Consider the following 16,061-nt stretch of genomic DNA (forward strand, 5'->3'; position numbering starts at 1 on the left):
ACGGCGATTACTCCCCGCGCGGAAAGCGCTGCGCTTCCTCCAGCACGTTAAGGTCCATGTGGTTGCGCATGTAGCGCTCGGAGGCCACCTGCAGCGGCTGATGATCCCAGGGGAAATAGTGGCCGTTGCGCAGGGCTTCATAGACGATCAGACGCCTCGCCTGGCTTTCACGCACGTCGGAGTCAAAACGCGCCATGTCCCAGCGCGCACGCATCCTTCGGGTAAAATCCTCAAGGGTGGCGGCGTGGTCGGGATCTTCGGCCAGGTTGTGCTGCTCAAACGGGTCATCTGCCAGATTGAAAAGCTGTGGCGGGTCGATCTCACAGTGATTGAACTTCCACTGACCGTCGCGAATGGTCACGAGTGGCGCCTGAGTCCCTTCGGCGGCGTATTCCATATAAACCGGCGTATCGCGCGTGCCGCCGGTCATCAGGGGCACCAGCGATTCGCCATCCGTCCAGGGGGCAATGGCGCTGACATCAATGCCGGCCAGCTCGGCCAGCGTCGGATTGACGTCGATCGAGGAGACCGGCGTGTCGATGCACCGCGGATCAACCCCCGGCGCACTGATCATCAGCGGCACGCGTGAAGAACCTTCAAAGGGGCTCATCTTGAACCACAGCCCGCGCTCGCCAAGCATGTCACCATGGTCGGACACGAACATGACGATGGTATTGTCCTCCATGCGCGTGCGCTTGAGCACATCCAGGAGGCCACCCACCTTGTCATCCACATACGACAGATTGGCAAAATACCCCTGCCGTGCGCGGCGGACATTTTCCGGCGTGATATCGAATGCTGTGTAGTCGTTGGCCTCATACAGGCGCTGCGAATGCGGGTCCTGCTCGGCGTAGGGAACCTCTGAAAGTGTCGGCTCAAGGTGCTCGCAGTCGTTATACAGATCCCAGAACCGGCGCCGGGCCACGTAAGGATCATGAGGGTGGGTAAAGCTTACACACATCGCCCAGGGGCGCTCGTCATGACCACGCGAAAGATCAAAGAGCTTCTGCTCGGCATGAAAGGCAACCTCGTCGTCATACTCCATCTGATTGGAGATTTCGGCCACCCCTGCTCCGGTGACCGAGCCCAGATTGTGATACCACCAGTCGATGCGCTCGCCGGGCCGGCGGTAGTCCGGCGTCCAGCCGAAGTCAGGCGGGTACACGTCGGTGGTCAGACGGCTTTCAAACCCGTGCAGCTGATCAGGCCCGACAAAATGCATCTTGCCGGACAGGCAGGTCTGATACCCCGCCCGCCTGAGATGATGCGCCCAGGTCGGCACGCTTGAGGGGAACTCGGCGGCGTTATCGTACACGCCGGTCCGCGAGGGCAACTGACCGGACATGAAGGCCGCTCGTCCCGGTGCACAGAGATAGCTCGGCGTGTAGGCATTTTTAAACCGCACGCTGCGCTTTGCCAGCGCTTTCAAATGAGGCATGTGCAGAAAGTCGGCCGGGCCGTCCTCGAACAGCGTGCCGTTGACCTGGTCGGCCATCAGAATCAGTAGATTGGGGCGCGTCATCAAATCCTCCGAAGATGAGTGAAGGTGTATCGACCCTTGACAGCATGCGCGCACCACCCCGTCTCAGGCGAATGATTTATGACGGGCTCAGGCCAGGCTCAGCTGGGCCTGAAGAGCAACGGTACTGCCGGGCGGCGGCCATGAAGATGCGCCACACTTGAGTCACCCTGCCTGATGGAGTGGCCTCTCATGCAACAGCCCGGACATCTGCGCCATATCCTGATAATGGCTATCCTGTGCTGCTGGCTTTTGTCGATGCCAACGCTTGCAGCACCCATGACGCCTGACCCGTCAGTACTGGCCAGACTTGCCGACCACGCCGGCACCCTGCCGCGTACTCATACCCTCATGGTCGCCATCGACGGCAACACCGTCATCGAGCGCGGCTATCGCGGGCATCGCACGAATCAGACGACCAACATCAAGTCGCTGTCCAAGACGCTGATGTCGGCCCTGGTGGGCGCTGCGATCGAGCGCGGTGTCATCAAGAGTGTCGATCAGCCGGTGGTCGCGCTTCTGGCGCCCGACCAGATTCCCGCGCAGGCCGACCCGCGCATACGCGACATTACCGTGGGCCAGTTGCTGTCCATGCAGGCAGGGCTTGAGCGTACTTCAGGGCAGCACTATGGCGCCTGGGTGGCCAGTCACCACTGGGTGCGCAGCGCCCTTTCGCGGCCTTTCGTCTCGGCGCCGGGCGGTCAGATGCTTTATTCCACCGGCAACAGCCATTTGCTCTCGGCCGCTTTGACCCACACTACCGGACGCTCAACGCTTGCGTTGATGCGTGACTGGCTGGGGACGCCGCTGAACATCAGCATTCCGCCCTGGACACGCGACCTACAAGGCATCTACTTCGGTGGCAACGAGATGGGGATGACGCCACAGGCACTGATGGCGTTTGGCGAGATGTATCGTCTCAATGGTGCCTACAACGGCCGGCAGATACTGCCATCAACATGGATTGAAGCATCATGGCAACCACGCACGCAGTCGTTTTATAACGGCGATGATTACGGCTACGGCTGGTTTTCCGGCGAGATTGAAAATGAACCGGTGTATTACGGCTGGGGTTACGGCGGGCAGGTACTGTTTGTGGTCCCGGGGCGGGACATGACGATCGTATTGACCTCCGACCCTGCGCCGCCCTCAAGCGGCAGCTATCTGGGCCACCTCAAGACGCTGGTGGGCGAGTTGATTACGGCGACCCGATAGAGCAAGGGCCCGGTACGATAAGTCATGCCGGGCCCACTCTGCATGGCACGACGGATTCACACCGGTCAGAGCCATGCACATTCGCTGCCTATTCGTTGCGAAGCTTTTCAGCGGCTTCCTTCTCGGCCTCATCCTGCGTCAGCCCTTTTGTCTCCATCAGACGTACCATCAGGCGCTGTTTTTCCGCGTCCTCATAAAGACGATCACTGTTGGTCGCGACAGCAACCTGTTCCTTGAGACCGCTTTTGAACTTCTCGAACTGCTCACTGCTGTGCTTGCTCATGATGTGCCCTCCTGGTTGGCATGATAGCCCTTGGGCTTCAAACACCCCCCGATAGTTCCCGGCATGCCGGGCCTGCAGAGCGTTATAGAGGCCTTGATCACCGGGCATGGTTACGTGTCATTACAGCCCTCAAACGCCCTGCCCAACGATTGTCTTTTGGATCACGGAATGCGCTAATCAGGGTTATGAAACACCGGCCTTTGCGTTAATAAAACACGTTGATTGCGTAACCCGGGATAATCGAGTGCAACCGAAGGGTGACGATCAAAAACAGTCATCACGGCATAAAAAAGCACTACGTTTGACAGCTTGTAGAGTGGCTCAGCGCCCGTATTTTTATTGTATGAACGTTCAAAATAAAATAATGTCATGGCTGACGTTATTCAAAACCACAACAATTCAAGGATTTTCATGCGACGTCTGACTGATCGATATCTGCCTGTCTCTGCTCTGGTGGCTGCCTGCATCACTCTGTCCTCAGTGGCGCAGGCCAGTGCGCCGGCGACGCCTGACAAGGCACTCTCGAACTGCCCGGTGGCGGCCTATACCATGGGGCTGCGCTATCAGCAGCAATCGGCAGAGATTCGCGCTCTACAGCGCCAGTCCTGGGCACTGGCCACCTATCGCCTCAAGGATATTTTGAGCGAGCCGCAGGAAGGTAAACCACTGGCCATCATTACCGATCTGGATGAGACCGTCATCGATAACAGTGCTCTGCTGGTGCGAGACCTCAAGGCCTGTCATGACTACACGAGCTGGGATACCTGGGGAGACTGGGAGAAGGAAGGCGAGCCGACCCTGATTCCGGGGGCCAGGGCGTTTCTGGACTATGCCAGCGATCATGACGTGGCGATCTACTACATCTCCGACCGGCTGGAAGAGAACCATGCCCATACCATGGAGACACTGAAGGCCCTGGGCCTGCCACAGGTCGACAGGGAACATGTCCTGCTGCTTGGCCCACCCAAGCAGGCGCGTCGTGCCAGCGTCGAGAAGGATCACCGGGTCGTGATGCAACTGGGCGATACCCTGCATGACTTCTCGGAAGACTTTGCCAAAAAATCACTCAACGATGAATATCAGGCGGTTCAGGACAATACCGAGCGCTTTGGCAATGACTGGATCGTGCTGCCCAACGCCACCTACGGCAGCTGGAGTGATGCCACACTCGATGGCTGGGACAAACCGCTCACGCCATGACGCCCGTCCACCCGATAACAAAAAGCCCCGTCAATGACGGGGCCTTATTGTATCGATCGCGTCAGAATCAGCCGTAGATGCCCTGACTGCGCAGGTAGTCTTCGTAGCTGCCGCTGAAGTCGACGATACCGTCATCCTTCATTTCGATGATGCGCGTGGCCAGCGAGCTTACGAACTCGCGATCGTGACTGACAAAGATCAGCGTGCCCGGATAGTTGTACAGCGCGAGGTTGAGCGCCTCGATCGACTCCATGTCCAGGTGGTTGGTCGGCTCATCCATCACCAGCACATTGGGCTTTTGCAGCGCCAGCTTGCCAAAGAGCATACGGCCCTGCTCACCACCGGAAATCACCCGCACCGACTTGCCGATATCGTCATTGGAAAAGAGCATGCGTCCCAGCGCCGAGCGTACCTGCTGCTCCCCCTGGGTGGTCCACTGCCCCATCCAGTCAAAAAGCGTGTCGCCACGTTCAAAGTCCGCGGCGTGATCCTGAGCGAAGTAGCCAACTTCTGCGGCATCGGTCCATTTCACCTCGCCGCTGTCTACTGCCATGTCGCCGGTCAGACAGTTCAAAAGCGTGGTCTTGCCGATGCCGTTGGGACCGATGATGGCCACTCGCTCACCGGCCTCGACCTGCAGGCCGAAACGCTTGAACAGCACGTTGTCGCCCCACGCCTTGCTGATGTTTTCAACCGTCAGTGCCTGGCGATGAATCTTCCTGTTCTGCTCAAAGCGAATAAACGGGCTCACGCGCGAGGACGGCTTGACCTCATCGAGCTGAATCTTGTCGATCTTGCGCTGGCGCGAGGTCGCCTGCTTGGCCTTGGAGGCATTGGCAGAAAAGCGACTGACGAACTGCTGAAGCTCGGCAATCTCGGCCTTTTTCTTGGCGTTATCGGAATGCAGACGTTCGCGCGCCTGGGTGGCGGCAATCATGTACTCATCGTAGTTGCCCGGGAACAGGCGCAGCTCGCCGTAATCCAGATCCGCCATGTGCGTGCAGACGCTGTTCAGGAAGTGGCGGTCGTGCGAGATGATGATCATCGTTGCGCGGCGTGCCTTGAGGATATCTTCCAGCCAGCGGATGGTGTTGATGTCCAGATGGTTGGTCGGCTCATCGAGCAGCAGCACATCCGGGTCGGCAAAAAGTGCCTGCGCCAGCAGCACACGCAGCTTCCAGCCCGGTGCCACGGTACTCATCAGATCCTGATGCTGTTCATCACCGATCCCCAGCCCCTGCAGAAGCTCGCCGGCCCGCGCCTCGGCAGTGTAGCCATCCAGCTCGGCGTAGCGCACTTCAAGGTCGGCAACCTTCATGCCGTCTTCCTCGGTCATTTCGGCCTGGGAATAGATGCGCTCGCGCTCGGCCGCGACGGCCCAGAGCTCTTCATGGCCCATGATGACGGTGTCGATGACCCGCTCGCTCTCAAAGGCAAACTGATCCTGGCGCAGCTTGCCAAGCCGGGTGGTCGCATCCTTCATGACCTGCCCACCGGAGGGCTCCAGATCGCCCCCCAGAATTTTCATGAAGGTGGATTTACCGCAACCGTTGGCGCCGATCAGACCATAGCGATGGCCGTTGCCGAACTTGACAGAAACATTTTCAAACAGCGGCTTCGGGCCAAACTGCATGGTGATATTGGCAGTAGAGAGCAAGGGGAGTATCCGAAAGGGCGCCCGAGCCGGAATACCGGCTCGGGCGTGAATGATGACGTTTGGCGGGCGATTGTACGCGTATGGCGGGATACTTTACAGACAGCACCCGAATCAGGAATTCAATCCGGGCGGGTTTCTCCCAAAAGCGCCGGGGTATGTTCAGCTCCCATACCGACCGCCAGCTGACCGGCCGTCATGCCGCGACTCTCTCGCCGAGCCGGGTCAGCGCCCTGTGCCAGCAGATATTCAACGATTTCGGCGTTATCAAACATCGCCGCAAACATCAGCGCCGTCTTGCCGTCCGGCGCGTAGCCGTTGACGTCGGCGCCGTTTTCCAGCAGCAATTTGACCATGGCCAGATCATTTTTAAACGCGGCACCGGCCAGCGGGTTCTGCCCGTTGTCATTGCGCATTTCAGGGTCGGCGCCATGCTCGAGCAGTACTTTTACAGTCTCGAACTGACCGTGATAGCTGGCCAGCATTAAAAGACTGTCGCCCTTGTGATTACACAGATTGGGGGGCAGACCATGGGCAAGCCAGTCACCAAACAGCTCGGCCTTGCCGGCCCGGGCAGCATCAAAGATTTCACCCGCCAGTCGAATCGTCTCTTCGTCGATCTCGCGGGGCTGCTGAGGGTTGTTGTCGCTCATTGTCTACTCCGGTAAACCGATGGCTCAGTACAGGCTGAGGTTGATACAGGACAGATCACGAATCATAGTATAAAACAATTAAAATTTAAATCCCATTAACCAATAACTATAAAAACGTGCATGACCTGTCACTCATGCCTCCCAGGATAGACGTTACTGGCTGGCTTTCCGAGAGAGAAGTTCGGCGCGTGCACGCCGTTTGATCGAGATGGTGTAGAGCACAGCGCACAGCGCGAAGCCTGCTAGGCTACACAGCGCTGCCGCAAGGAAAATGGCCGAGTAGCCGGCCCGGTTGGCGATAAAGCCTGCCAGTGGCCCGGTCAGCCCCACGGCAGCATCCAGAAAGACCGAATAAGCACCCAGCGCTGCGCTGCGACTGGTCGCGGCAATCTTGGTCACTGCGACCACGCCAAGCGCCGGATAGATCAGTGACACGCCAAGCCCTGCCAGTACTGCCCCCAGCAGGGCAACCCCCGGATGGCTGGCCTGCCATAGCGCCAGAAGCCCTGCCAGTTCGACCGTAAAACACACCAGGGTCACACGGTAGCCGCCAAAACGACTGATGGTGCCGGCAAACAGCACCCGCGCCGTGATAAAGGCCATCCCGAAGGCGCTGAGCCCCCAGGCCGCATGTTCCCAATGCTGCTCGGCGTAATACAGCGTAATGAAGGTGGCAATCACGCCATAACCGACCGAGCTCAGGGCCAGCGCGCCCCCATAGGGCGCCATGACCCGAAAGACACGTGCAAACGGCACCCGCTTGCCGCTGACAATGGGTGAAGCCGGCCGCCGCCAGGCCAGCGCCAGGGCCAGCGCGCCAATCACCGTGATAAAAATCCCTACGCTGATCACGCCGAAACCCTGTGCCAGCACGGCGCCCAACGGAGCGCCGATGGCCAGTGCGCCAAATCCGGCAATACCGTTCCAGGAGATCACCTTGCTCATCAACGCAGGCCCGACTAGCCCGATCCCCCAGCTCAGTGACCCTGTGCCGATCATGCCCTGAGAGATGCCCAGCATCAGCCGGCTCAGGATCAGAAAAACCAGACTCGCAAGCGGCCACTGAACGCTCAGCGCCGCCAGCAGAATCAACGCCCCATTGAGGGCGCAGCCGGTCATGCCCAGCAGCACCACGCGTTTGGCGCCAAGCCGGTCGGCCATTTGACTGGAGAAGGGTCGCGACAGCAGGGTCGCCACAAACTGCAGACTGATGACGGCACCGACCGTCACGGCATCAAAGCCCAGCGGGCCGTGCATCCAGGGCGGCAACACCGTCAGCGTCATGCCGATGCAGAGCATGCTGACAAAGGTCGAGCTGACAATGGCGATGATGCGAAGGTTAGTGCCGGCAGGCGTGGCGCCCGCCAATTGATCAGAGGACATGGTCTTGTTCGGTGGTGGTCACGGGTAAGGTTGTATGACATTTACCATACGCCTGCCAGCAGACTTGTAACAGTCCCGGCGCCCGATCCTTTCAGGCTCTGGCACAGGCCGCCTCAAGGGCCCGATCAAGAAGACCGCTGCCCATCATCTCTACCCGGGAAAGCCCCAGAAAACGCGCCAGCCGGGCAAGCTCCTCAAACAGCGCCGGGGCCAGTGTCTCGATGGTCACGTCAGATTCCGGGTGGGCCGCCATCACCTGCAACACCCCCTGCGTGCGCTCGGCCTTGAGATCCACCCGGGCAACCATCTGCCCGGCCAGCATGAAGGGCAGCACGTAGTAGCCGTACTGGCGCAGATGTGACGGCGTATAAATCTCGATGCGGTAGTGAAAGCCAAAGACCCGGGCGGCACGTTCACGATCCCACATCAGCGGATCAAAGGGTGACAACAGTGCGCTTGCATCGCTCGCCCGCCGACTGGCCTTCGCCTTGATATGCTGCCAGGCCGGCATGGACCAGCCCTCCACCTCAACGGGCACCAGCTCGCCGGTCTCGACCAGCTCATCGATACGCGCCCGTGTCTCGCGCCCATCGAGGCGAAAATAACGTTGCATGTCGCGGGCACTCGCCACGCCCATGGCGCTGGCCGCACGTGCGACCAGCGTGCGTTGGGCGGCCTGCGGCGATAGCATCGACGCCTCGACGGCGTCGCGCCCGACCACGCGCTCCGGCAGATCATAGACCCGTTCAAAATTGCCGCGCCGATGGGACACCAGCACCTGACCGCTCCAGAACAGATACTCAAGCGCCGACTTGCCGTGGCTCCAGCCCCACCAGCTGCCCTGCCCGCGTCCGCCGTCGGTCAGATCGGACGCCGCCAGCGCCCCATGATGGCGAATCTCCTCAAGCGCAGCGGCAATGAATGCTGGCTGCTCCCGGGAAAAGCGCGCAAGACGCTTATAGAGGCCACCGCCGCCCTCCCGGGCGCGCTGCATGCGAAAGCGATAAAGCGGATAGTCTTCCACGGGAATCAGCGAGGCTTCATGTCCCCAGTATTCAAACAGCCTGCGCCTTGATGCCGGGCCCTGATTGAAGTGCTCGAGCCAGCTTCGATCATAGGGCCCCAGCCGCGAATAAAGTGGCATATAGTGGGCCCGACACAGCACATTGACGCTGTCGATCTGCAAAAGCCCAAGCCTTCGAACCAGGCTCAGGATGGCCCGACGGCCAGGCACCGGGCCGTCTCGATCCGCCCCGAACCCCTGCGCTGCAAGCGTGATGGCGCGAACGCGCGATGCTGATAGATAACGGGTCATGGCGCTGCGTGCTCCTGTCGTATACCCTGGCATAACCTCAAAGGGCACCTTGCGGTGCCTTTACGCGTCATGGAGCCGCTTCATGGTCAAGCCCCTTCTGTCTCACTGTCTGATCCGTGCACTGCTGCCCGCCCTGCTTTTGGGCGCCACATGGGCTCAGGCGGCATCGCCGTCTGTCGAGCGTGCCGGGCTGCCCGGCGATGCCCGTCCGGTCTGGATCGGCGATCAGCGCTACTATCTGGCACGCGACACCTGGTTTTTGGCATCCGGCAGTGACGCGCGTTACACCCCGGTACCCGCGCCACGCGAGATCCAGATGGCCGGTGCCGACATGTTTGATGTCATCGCCTATCCGATCAATGATCAAACGCTTCGCCAGCAGCAGCAGGACCACGGCCTGTGTCATCACTGGGCCATTGATCAGAGCGGCTTCAACCCCACGAACACGCTGGAACCGCCTTCAAGGGCACAGACTGGCACCTATCGGCGGGCGCTGGCCGCCTGTCTGGCAGGCCATCACTACAGCGTGCAATAAACCGATCCGGCTCAGCGCCGACTGTTCTGTAACAGCGCCCCTTCAATGGGCACAAAATGGTCGGCCGCCTGCCGCAGGGCCTGCGCGGTCAGCGCCTGAACGCCGTAGACGTCGGTTCTGACGCCAAAGCGCTGCTGGATGCGGGTGAGCAGCTCGGAAAAATCGCCGTCTCCGGAAATCAGCACGACGCGATCAACCTCATGGGCCGTTTCGAACACATCCAGCGTAATCCCGACATCCCAGTCGCCCTTGGCACTGCCGTCACGGCGCTGAATGAAGGGCTTGAGCCTGACGTTAAAGCCGATATCACGCAGCGCATGCTGAAACTGCTGCTGACGCGGGTCATGGCGCTCGATGGCATAGGCATGGGCGGCCACGACCGTATCCTCCCCCACGGCGTGACGCCAGAGCGCTGCGTAGTTGACCTGACAGCCAAAGATTTCGCGGGCGGTGTAATAGATGTTTTGTACATCGGCAAAAAGCGCAACTCGAGCCATGAGATCTCAAATCATTGAAGGGAAGACAGGTCATCCAGCGTATCAACATCGGTGAGAATACCCGGGTCGTTCACATCCAGCACCACAACCCGTGACGGATATCGCTTCAACAGTGCCCGCGCGCCCTCATCACCTTGAAGCTCGGCCAGCGCCGGCCAGAACGCCCGCCCAAAGATCACGGGGTGGCCTGCGCGGCCCTGATGATACGGCCGCACAATGTTGTCATGGCGGGCACGCCCTGCCAGTGCCTGAAGGGTTTCGGCACGCACCCCGGGCATATCCCCCAGCATGAGCGCCAGCGCCTTGCACTGCTGATGGCGCGGCTCAAGCGAGACCAGCAGTGCGGAAACCGCGGCAGCCAGGCTGGTCCCCATGCCAACGGGGGACGAAGGCGCCTGCAGAGTATGTGTTCCTGTCGGCAATCCAAAGGCCCTGGCGTGTTCGCCATGCCGCAACATGACGACCACGGACGACACATGCGGTGCCAGCCTCGCTGTCGTGGCGGCCAGCAGCGTCTGCCCGTCAAGCGCCGCCAGACGCTTGTCGCCGCCAAAGCGACGGCTGTAACCCGCGGCCAGAATCAGACCCAGCACGTCGGGCGTGCTCTGTGAGGGGTTGTGTCGGGAAGGCGCCATCAGATCGCGGTGGCCACCGGTGCGGCAGCGATATGCGTTTCACCGGCCTTGCCGTTGAACACGCGCATGACATCAGCGACCACGGACAGGGCGATTTCAGCGGGCGCCTTGCTGCCAAGGTCCATGCCAATCGGCATGTGAAGACGTGCAATCTGGTCGTCATTCAACCCGCCGGAGCGCTTGAGCCGCTCGGCGCGCTTTTGCGAGGTTCTCTGTGAGCCCATCACGCCGATATAAAACGCCGGCGTTTTGACCGCCTCGACCATGGCCGGATCATCGATGCGCGGGTCATGGGTCAGTGCCACCACGGCGGTCGCCTCATGACAGGCGCCCGAGGCAATGAACAGGGCCGGCAGCACGGCCTGCACTTCCACACCCTGGGCGTGACCGGCGGCGATGAAATCACGTCGCACGTCATCACGCGGGTCACAGACAATGACTTCATAGCCCAGCGCACGGGCAAACTGGGCACAAAAGCCGGCGACCGGCGAGATACCGGCCAGAATCAGACGCAGGGCCGGCCCGACGCGGATCTGCACCAGGCCCTGCTCATCACGGGAAACGCTCGGCCCGTTGGGCGACTCATCGAGTACGACGCGATAGCGCCCTGTCCGGGGGTCTACCCGACGAATCAGACGCTTGCGGCCCAGCAGCGTGGCCTCCAGCACTTCAAGATGCACCATCAGCTCATCGGTAACCTCAAGGCGCTCGATGAGCACTTCCAGCACGCCGCCGCAGGGCAGTTGAAGCCGCTGGCTCTCTTCCTGGCTTTCACCGTAGCGCACGATGGTGGCGGGCTGTGAAAAGGCACCATCCTGCAGGCTCTCGATAAAGGCCTCTTCAACACAGCCACCGGATAGCGAGCCAACATGCTCGCCTTCGCTGGTGGCCACCAGCATCGAGCCGGGCGCCCGGGGGGAGGAGCCGTAGGTGCCCAAAACGGTACACAGCCAGATCGTGGAATGGGTGCTGGCCCACTCACGAGCCTGCTGAATGACCTGCAGATCAAGATGACGCATGCCGGGGACTCCGAAAGGAGAAAAAGGGAATAATGCCCACAAGGATAGCAGCCTCATGATCCCCCCGCCGTGTCAGGCGAAGCCTTGATGAACATGCTAGCCTGAGCTTCCCTGTACCTTCATGTGATGGAGTGCCCGCATGGAAAGCCGCCCGCCGCTTCCCCCGTTTGACATGGACAGTGCCCGCGCCAAGGTGCGTGCTGCCGAAGATGCCTGGAATAGCCGCCAGCCCGAACGGGTCGCCGGTGCCTACAGCGAGGATTCACGCTGGCGTAACCGTACCGAGTTCTTTCAGGGCCGCGAGGCCATCACCGCCTTTTTGCATCGCAAGTGGCAGCGCGAGATTGATTACCGCCTGTGCAAGGAGCTCTGGGCCTTTACCGACAACACCATCGGCGTGCGCTTTCAGTATGAGTGGCGCGATCGCTCCGATCAGTGGTATCGCGCCTACGGCAACGAGATGTGGGAATTCAACGAGTACGGCCTGATGGTGCGCCGCGAAGCCAGCATCAACGAGATTCCCATCGAGGTCGATGAGCGCCGTTTTCGCTGGCCCGCGCCCGGCCCGCGCCCGCAGGACCATCCGGGACTCAATCAGCTGGGGCTTTAAGCCTGGGCCTCGCCCCCGGCATGGCCGCCGCCCTCCACCAGCGCGGCCAGCATGGCCGTAAACGGTGCATACAGTGCCCGGGTGGCGGGTTCGAAACCGGCGTCGCACAGCGTGTCAAAGCGTGACCACAGCTCACCCATCATGGGCTCACGCTCGCGCAGCGGCGCCGGCCCGTTGAATTGAGCCTCTTCGTAGCAGGTCCGTGCCCGGGCAAGCCCCGCCTCTCGATAATCGCGCTCCTGCGTGTCATCCGCCTGTCGAGGCCAGCCGGCAAAGTACTCCATGGCTGGCTCCAGTGCCGTGGGCAGCGGTGCGTCAGCGGCCTCTCGCCACTGCCGACACAGTGACAAGAGCGTGGTGCGCGCCGTCTCGTTCGAGACCACGGGCAGCGTGAGTTCACGATCCTCGAACAACACCGTGGCCCTCACCTGCTCGCCCGTGGCGGCAAGCGCCAGCTGCTCAAGCCAGGCGCGAATCAGTCGATGCGGCTTGCCGTACTGCGTCAGCCGTCCGCTGCGGTCGCGCCGCAGGTGCCCAAAGTGGGCCGGGGCCAGCACACAGCGATAAAGCGCGCCGTCCTCCCCGCGCCATAGCCCATCGATGCGTTCCGACAGCACGGCCATGCCGCTCTCATCGATGATCTCGACCCGCATGGCCTCGACCGGCGTCAGGCCCTCTGTCAGCGTGTGCCACTGACCGAGCTGCTGTCTCAGAGGCTTGATCAGATCTTCTGCCAGTCGCTCACCAAACCCCAGCGCCGGCAGCATGCCCTTGCGGCGCGCCTCTTCTGCCATCTCGCTTAAATCGCGCTCGCGACAGGCGCCTTCCAAAAGATGTTTTTTAAAGGAAAAGCGCTCAAGCCCGTCCATGGCAAAGGGCTCGGCGTCCTCTTCCTGCACGGCGACGGGATGAAAATGAATGCCCAGGCGTCCGGCCGTACAGATCGACCAGGGGCGCCTCAACAGTCTCTCCAGATCATCGAGGCTGGCAGCCTCCTGCGGCGCAGATGCCGCCTCCAGCGGCTCGACTTCGATCGGGGGCGCAGGATGATGGACGCTTTCCCAGCTGCGCTCAAAGGTAAAGAGCCGCTTAGAGGGGCCTGATGACATCTCCTGCATAAAATAGGCGCGCGCAAAGGGCTGTAACGGGTGGGTGGTGATCAGGCGCTCGAACAGCGCAGTCTCGGTATCATCGTCTCCAGCCTGCCAGCCCATCGACAGGGTATCGAGCAGTTCGCTGACCAGAATCGAGGGGGCGCGTTCGCTGTTGTCGCGCTGGTCACGCCCGACCCAGGAGATCATCAACGCCTCGCGACTGGCCAGCATCGCCTCGAGCATCAGATAGCGATCATCATCGCGGCGCGAGCGGTCACCGCTGCGATGGCGGGTGGCCATCAGGTCAAAGTCCTGTGGCAGCCGTACCCTTGGGTAGTCGCCGTCGTTCATGCCCAAAAGCCAGGTATGGCGAAACGGAATGGCGCGCATGGGCATCAACGTTGCGAAGTTGACCCGCCCGGCCAGAAAGCGCTGGGCCAGGCCACCCTCATCCAGTCGATCGGTCAGTGCCTCGCGAAATACCGCCAGCGGCAGCCTCTCGCCAAAGTCGGCACAATCGCCTTCCTCGGCCAGGGTGCGGGCCGCTTTGGAAAGGCGCTCAAGAATATCGAAATCACTCTGCTCGATGGGAGCAAACAGCGCACTCAGCATCGCCTCCAGACGCGCGACCCAATCATCGACCACAGCCGAGGTGTTCAGGTACTGATACCAGTGCCGCAGGCGGGTCATCAGCTCGGCCAAACGGCCGGCCAGGTCCGCCTCCAGCCCGCCGATTTCATCGTAGGCCTGAATGCCGTCAAAGCTGCCCTCACCGATGGCAAACCCCAGCAGCATGCGATCCAGACCGAACTGCCAGGTGTTTTCGTCAAGCCCCGGCAGGTCCAGCGTGTCGCGATGTTCGCCATCGAGTCCCCAGCGAACGCCGCTGCCGGCCAGCCAGTGCGACAGCTTCTCAAGCTCCTCTTCCTCGATGCCAAAGCGCCGACGAAAGGCCGGCACTTCCAGCCAGTCAAGCACTTCGCTGACGCCCAGACGCCGCTCGGGCAGCTCCAGCAGCGACAGCGCCGCACTCATCAGGGGGCTCGCCCCCGAAGCAATACGATCGGAGACCGTATAAGGGATGTAGCGGGCATCGTCGCGGGGAATCTGTCCGAACACGGCATCGATCAGGGGGGCATAGCGTTCGATGTCAGGCACCAGCACCACCATGTCCCGCGGGCGCAGACTCGAATCGCGGTCAAAGGCATCCAGCATCTGGTCATGCAGGATCTCTACCTCGCGCAGCGGTGAATGCGCCCGGGTAAAGGCCAGTGAGCGGTCATCCGCCTCGATATGGCGTTTGCCGCCCTCCTGTTCGGCCCGCCTTGCCGGGTGCACCAGATCCAGCACCTCCTGCTGAAGCTGATGCAACAGGCTGGCGCCCGTTTCAGGCTGTGGGTCACGAAAAATGTCGTGCTCCATGTCAAAGGCATTGTCGGCCTCGAAATCATAAAGCGCTTCGATAAAATCGCGCCCCTGCGCGCCCCAGCCCGCCAGCAGCGGATTGGCACTGAGATGCAGCGTCTCAACGTCCAGCCCTTCAAGCGTGGGTGCCTCCTGGTGGCGCTGACGATGACTGTCGCGCTTGAGTTGGGCCCGCAGCGCCTCACGGTCGGCCACGATGTCCCCCCAGTAAAAGCGACACGGGTTGGCCACCATCAGGACCACATCCATTACCCCGGACAGGGCATGCAGGGCTTCAAGCAGCTGAAACGGCAGCGCCGAAATACCAAAGACAAACAGCCGCCGCGGCAGCCCCTTTGGCACGGATTCCAGCGCACGGGCCTCGGTCAGAAAACGGTCATGCAGCGCCGCGCGATGATGCCGCTGCGCCTGACCGGAGGCGTCTTCCAATAGCGCGCGCCAGAGCACCGGCTGCCAGTGATCCACCGGGGCGATATCGGCAGGCGCCGTCTCTCCCCGCGCCCAGGCAGCCATCCAGTCGGGTCGATATACCAGGTACTGATCAAAGAGATCCGCCAGCCGGGAGGCCAGCTGATAGCTCTTGCGTTCGCCGCAGGGCGCCACGCCATCAGGCTGATCCGGGCCGGACATTTCGTCATCGAGATAATGGGCCAGTGGCGCAAACTCGCCTTGGCGCAGCAGTCGCGGCAACAGACGCATGAGCCGCCAGGTCATCGGCCCCTTGTCAAAGGGAGAGCGCTTGGGAATGTCATCGCCCAGCACGGCGCGATAGGCCCGCCAGACAAAGCTTGAAGGCAAGGGGAAATCCAGCGACGCCGCCACGCCATGATGCTGGGCCAGGCAAAGCTGCAGCCACTGCGCCATGCCGTTGGACTGAACCAGAAAGGTTTCACTTTCAAGAGGTGCCAGCGGGTCGCGCTCGGACAGCGCCGTGGCCAGATCGCGCAGATCTTCGAGATGATTGGCATGAAGGACGGTAAACATCGCGCTCCCGGTGGCACAGCAGTCGGAGGGGGCTGACTAT

General features: G+C 61.3%; 14 protein-coding genes. 4 read left to right on the forward strand and 10 right to left on the reverse strand.

All coding sequences use genetic code 11. The annotated features are described in order from the left end of the window. Positions 1–7 precede the first annotated feature (7 nt). Complete coding sequence (gene betC / locus ACUN8C_RS10085; protein ID WP_445619094.1) at positions 8–1,522, reverse strand: choline-sulfatase; 1,515 nt, start codon at positions 1,520–1,522, stop codon at positions 8–10. Between the two features lie 189 nt (positions 1,523–1,711). Between betC and ACUN8C_RS10090 the strand changes: the two genes are divergently transcribed. Beyond that, a complete protein-coding gene (locus ACUN8C_RS10090; RefSeq protein ID WP_445619095.1) occupies positions 1,712–2,734 on the forward strand; it encodes a serine hydrolase domain-containing protein in 1,023 nt (340 codons plus the stop codon). A gap of 88 nt (positions 2,735–2,822) precedes the next feature. Here the strand turns inward: ACUN8C_RS10090 and ACUN8C_RS10095 are convergent, their stop codons facing one another. Then, the gene (locus ACUN8C_RS10095) at positions 2,823–3,017 is read right to left on the reverse strand and encodes a hypothetical protein (protein WP_445619096.1); all 195 of its coding nucleotides are present in this window, start codon (positions 3,015–3,017) and stop codon (positions 2,823–2,825) included. A 411-nt stretch (positions 3,018–3,428) separates the two neighbouring features. Between ACUN8C_RS10095 and ACUN8C_RS10100 the strand changes: the two genes are divergently transcribed. Beyond that, positions 3,429–4,217 carry a 5'-nucleotidase, lipoprotein e(P4) family gene (locus ACUN8C_RS10100; protein ID WP_445619097.1) on the forward strand — a complete coding sequence of 263 codons (789 nt, stop codon included), beginning with the start codon at positions 3,429–3,431 and terminating at the stop codon, positions 4,215–4,217. A gap of 67 nt (positions 4,218–4,284) precedes the next feature. Here ACUN8C_RS10100 and ACUN8C_RS10105 read toward each other — a convergent pair whose 3' ends face one another. From ACUN8C_RS10105 to ACUN8C_RS10120, 4 genes are all read right to left on the reverse strand, one after another. After that, positions 4,285–5,874 (reverse strand): ABC-F family ATPase, encoded by a 1,590-nt coding sequence (locus ACUN8C_RS10105; RefSeq protein WP_445619098.1) that lies wholly within the window; start codon positions 5,872–5,874, stop codon positions 4,285–4,287. 119 nt (positions 5,875–5,993) lie between these two features. Next, complete coding sequence (locus tag ACUN8C_RS10110; RefSeq protein ID WP_445619099.1) at positions 5,994–6,524, reverse strand: ankyrin repeat domain-containing protein; 531 nt, start codon at positions 6,522–6,524, stop codon at positions 5,994–5,996. Between the two features lie 153 nt (positions 6,525–6,677). After that, positions 6,678–7,907, reverse strand: a complete 1,230-nt coding sequence (locus ACUN8C_RS10115) for an MFS transporter (protein ID WP_445619100.1) — start codon at positions 7,905–7,907, stop codon at positions 6,678–6,680. A 91-nt stretch (positions 7,908–7,998) separates the two neighbouring features. Beyond that, positions 7,999–9,222, reverse strand: a complete 1,224-nt coding sequence (locus tag ACUN8C_RS10120) for a winged helix-turn-helix domain-containing protein (RefSeq protein WP_445619101.1) — start codon at positions 9,220–9,222, stop codon at positions 7,999–8,001. Between the two features lie 82 nt (positions 9,223–9,304). Here ACUN8C_RS10120 and ACUN8C_RS10125 point away from each other — a divergent pair, with 82 nt between their 5' ends. After that, the gene (locus ACUN8C_RS10125; protein ID WP_445619102.1) at positions 9,305–9,757 is read left to right on the forward strand and encodes a hypothetical protein; all 453 of its coding nucleotides are present in this window, start codon (positions 9,305–9,307) and stop codon (positions 9,755–9,757) included. Between the two features lie 11 nt (positions 9,758–9,768). On the opposite strand, the gene ACUN8C_RS10130 is transcribed toward ACUN8C_RS10125, so the two are convergent. Genes ACUN8C_RS10130 through ACUN8C_RS10140 form a run of 3 tightly spaced genes read right to left on the reverse strand, consistent with a single transcriptional unit; the run spans position 9,769 to position 11,908 of the window. Beyond that, complete coding sequence (locus ACUN8C_RS10130; RefSeq protein ID WP_445619103.1) at positions 9,769–10,254, reverse strand: LabA-like NYN domain-containing protein; 486 nt, start codon at positions 10,252–10,254, stop codon at positions 9,769–9,771. 11 nt (positions 10,255–10,265) lie between these two features. Then, positions 10,266–10,889 carry a nucleotidyltransferase family protein gene (locus ACUN8C_RS10135; RefSeq protein ID WP_445619104.1) on the reverse strand — a complete coding sequence of 208 codons (624 nt, stop codon included), beginning with the start codon at positions 10,887–10,889 and terminating at the stop codon, positions 10,266–10,268. Next, complete coding sequence (locus ACUN8C_RS10140; protein ID WP_445619105.1) at positions 10,889–11,908, reverse strand: XdhC family protein; 1,020 nt, start codon at positions 11,906–11,908, stop codon at positions 10,889–10,891. The genes ACUN8C_RS10135 and ACUN8C_RS10140 overlap by 1 nt, the downstream gene beginning before the upstream one ends. Before the next feature lie 139 nt (positions 11,909–12,047). Here ACUN8C_RS10140 and ACUN8C_RS10145 point away from each other — a divergent pair, with 139 nt between their 5' ends. Further along, entirely contained in the window at positions 12,048–12,518 is a 471-nt protein-coding gene (locus tag ACUN8C_RS10145; RefSeq protein WP_445619106.1) for a nuclear transport factor 2 family protein, read from the forward strand. Here the strand turns inward: ACUN8C_RS10145 and recC are convergent. Then, the gene (gene recC / locus ACUN8C_RS10150) at positions 12,515–16,021 is read right to left on the reverse strand and encodes an exodeoxyribonuclease V subunit gamma (protein ID WP_445619107.1); all 3,507 of its coding nucleotides are present in this window, start codon (positions 16,019–16,021) and stop codon (positions 12,515–12,517) included. The genes ACUN8C_RS10145 and recC overlap by 4 nt on opposite strands. Between the last annotated feature and the right edge of the window lie 40 nt (positions 16,022–16,061).

It is taken from the genome of Kushneria sp. Sum13 (assembly GCF_052692355.1).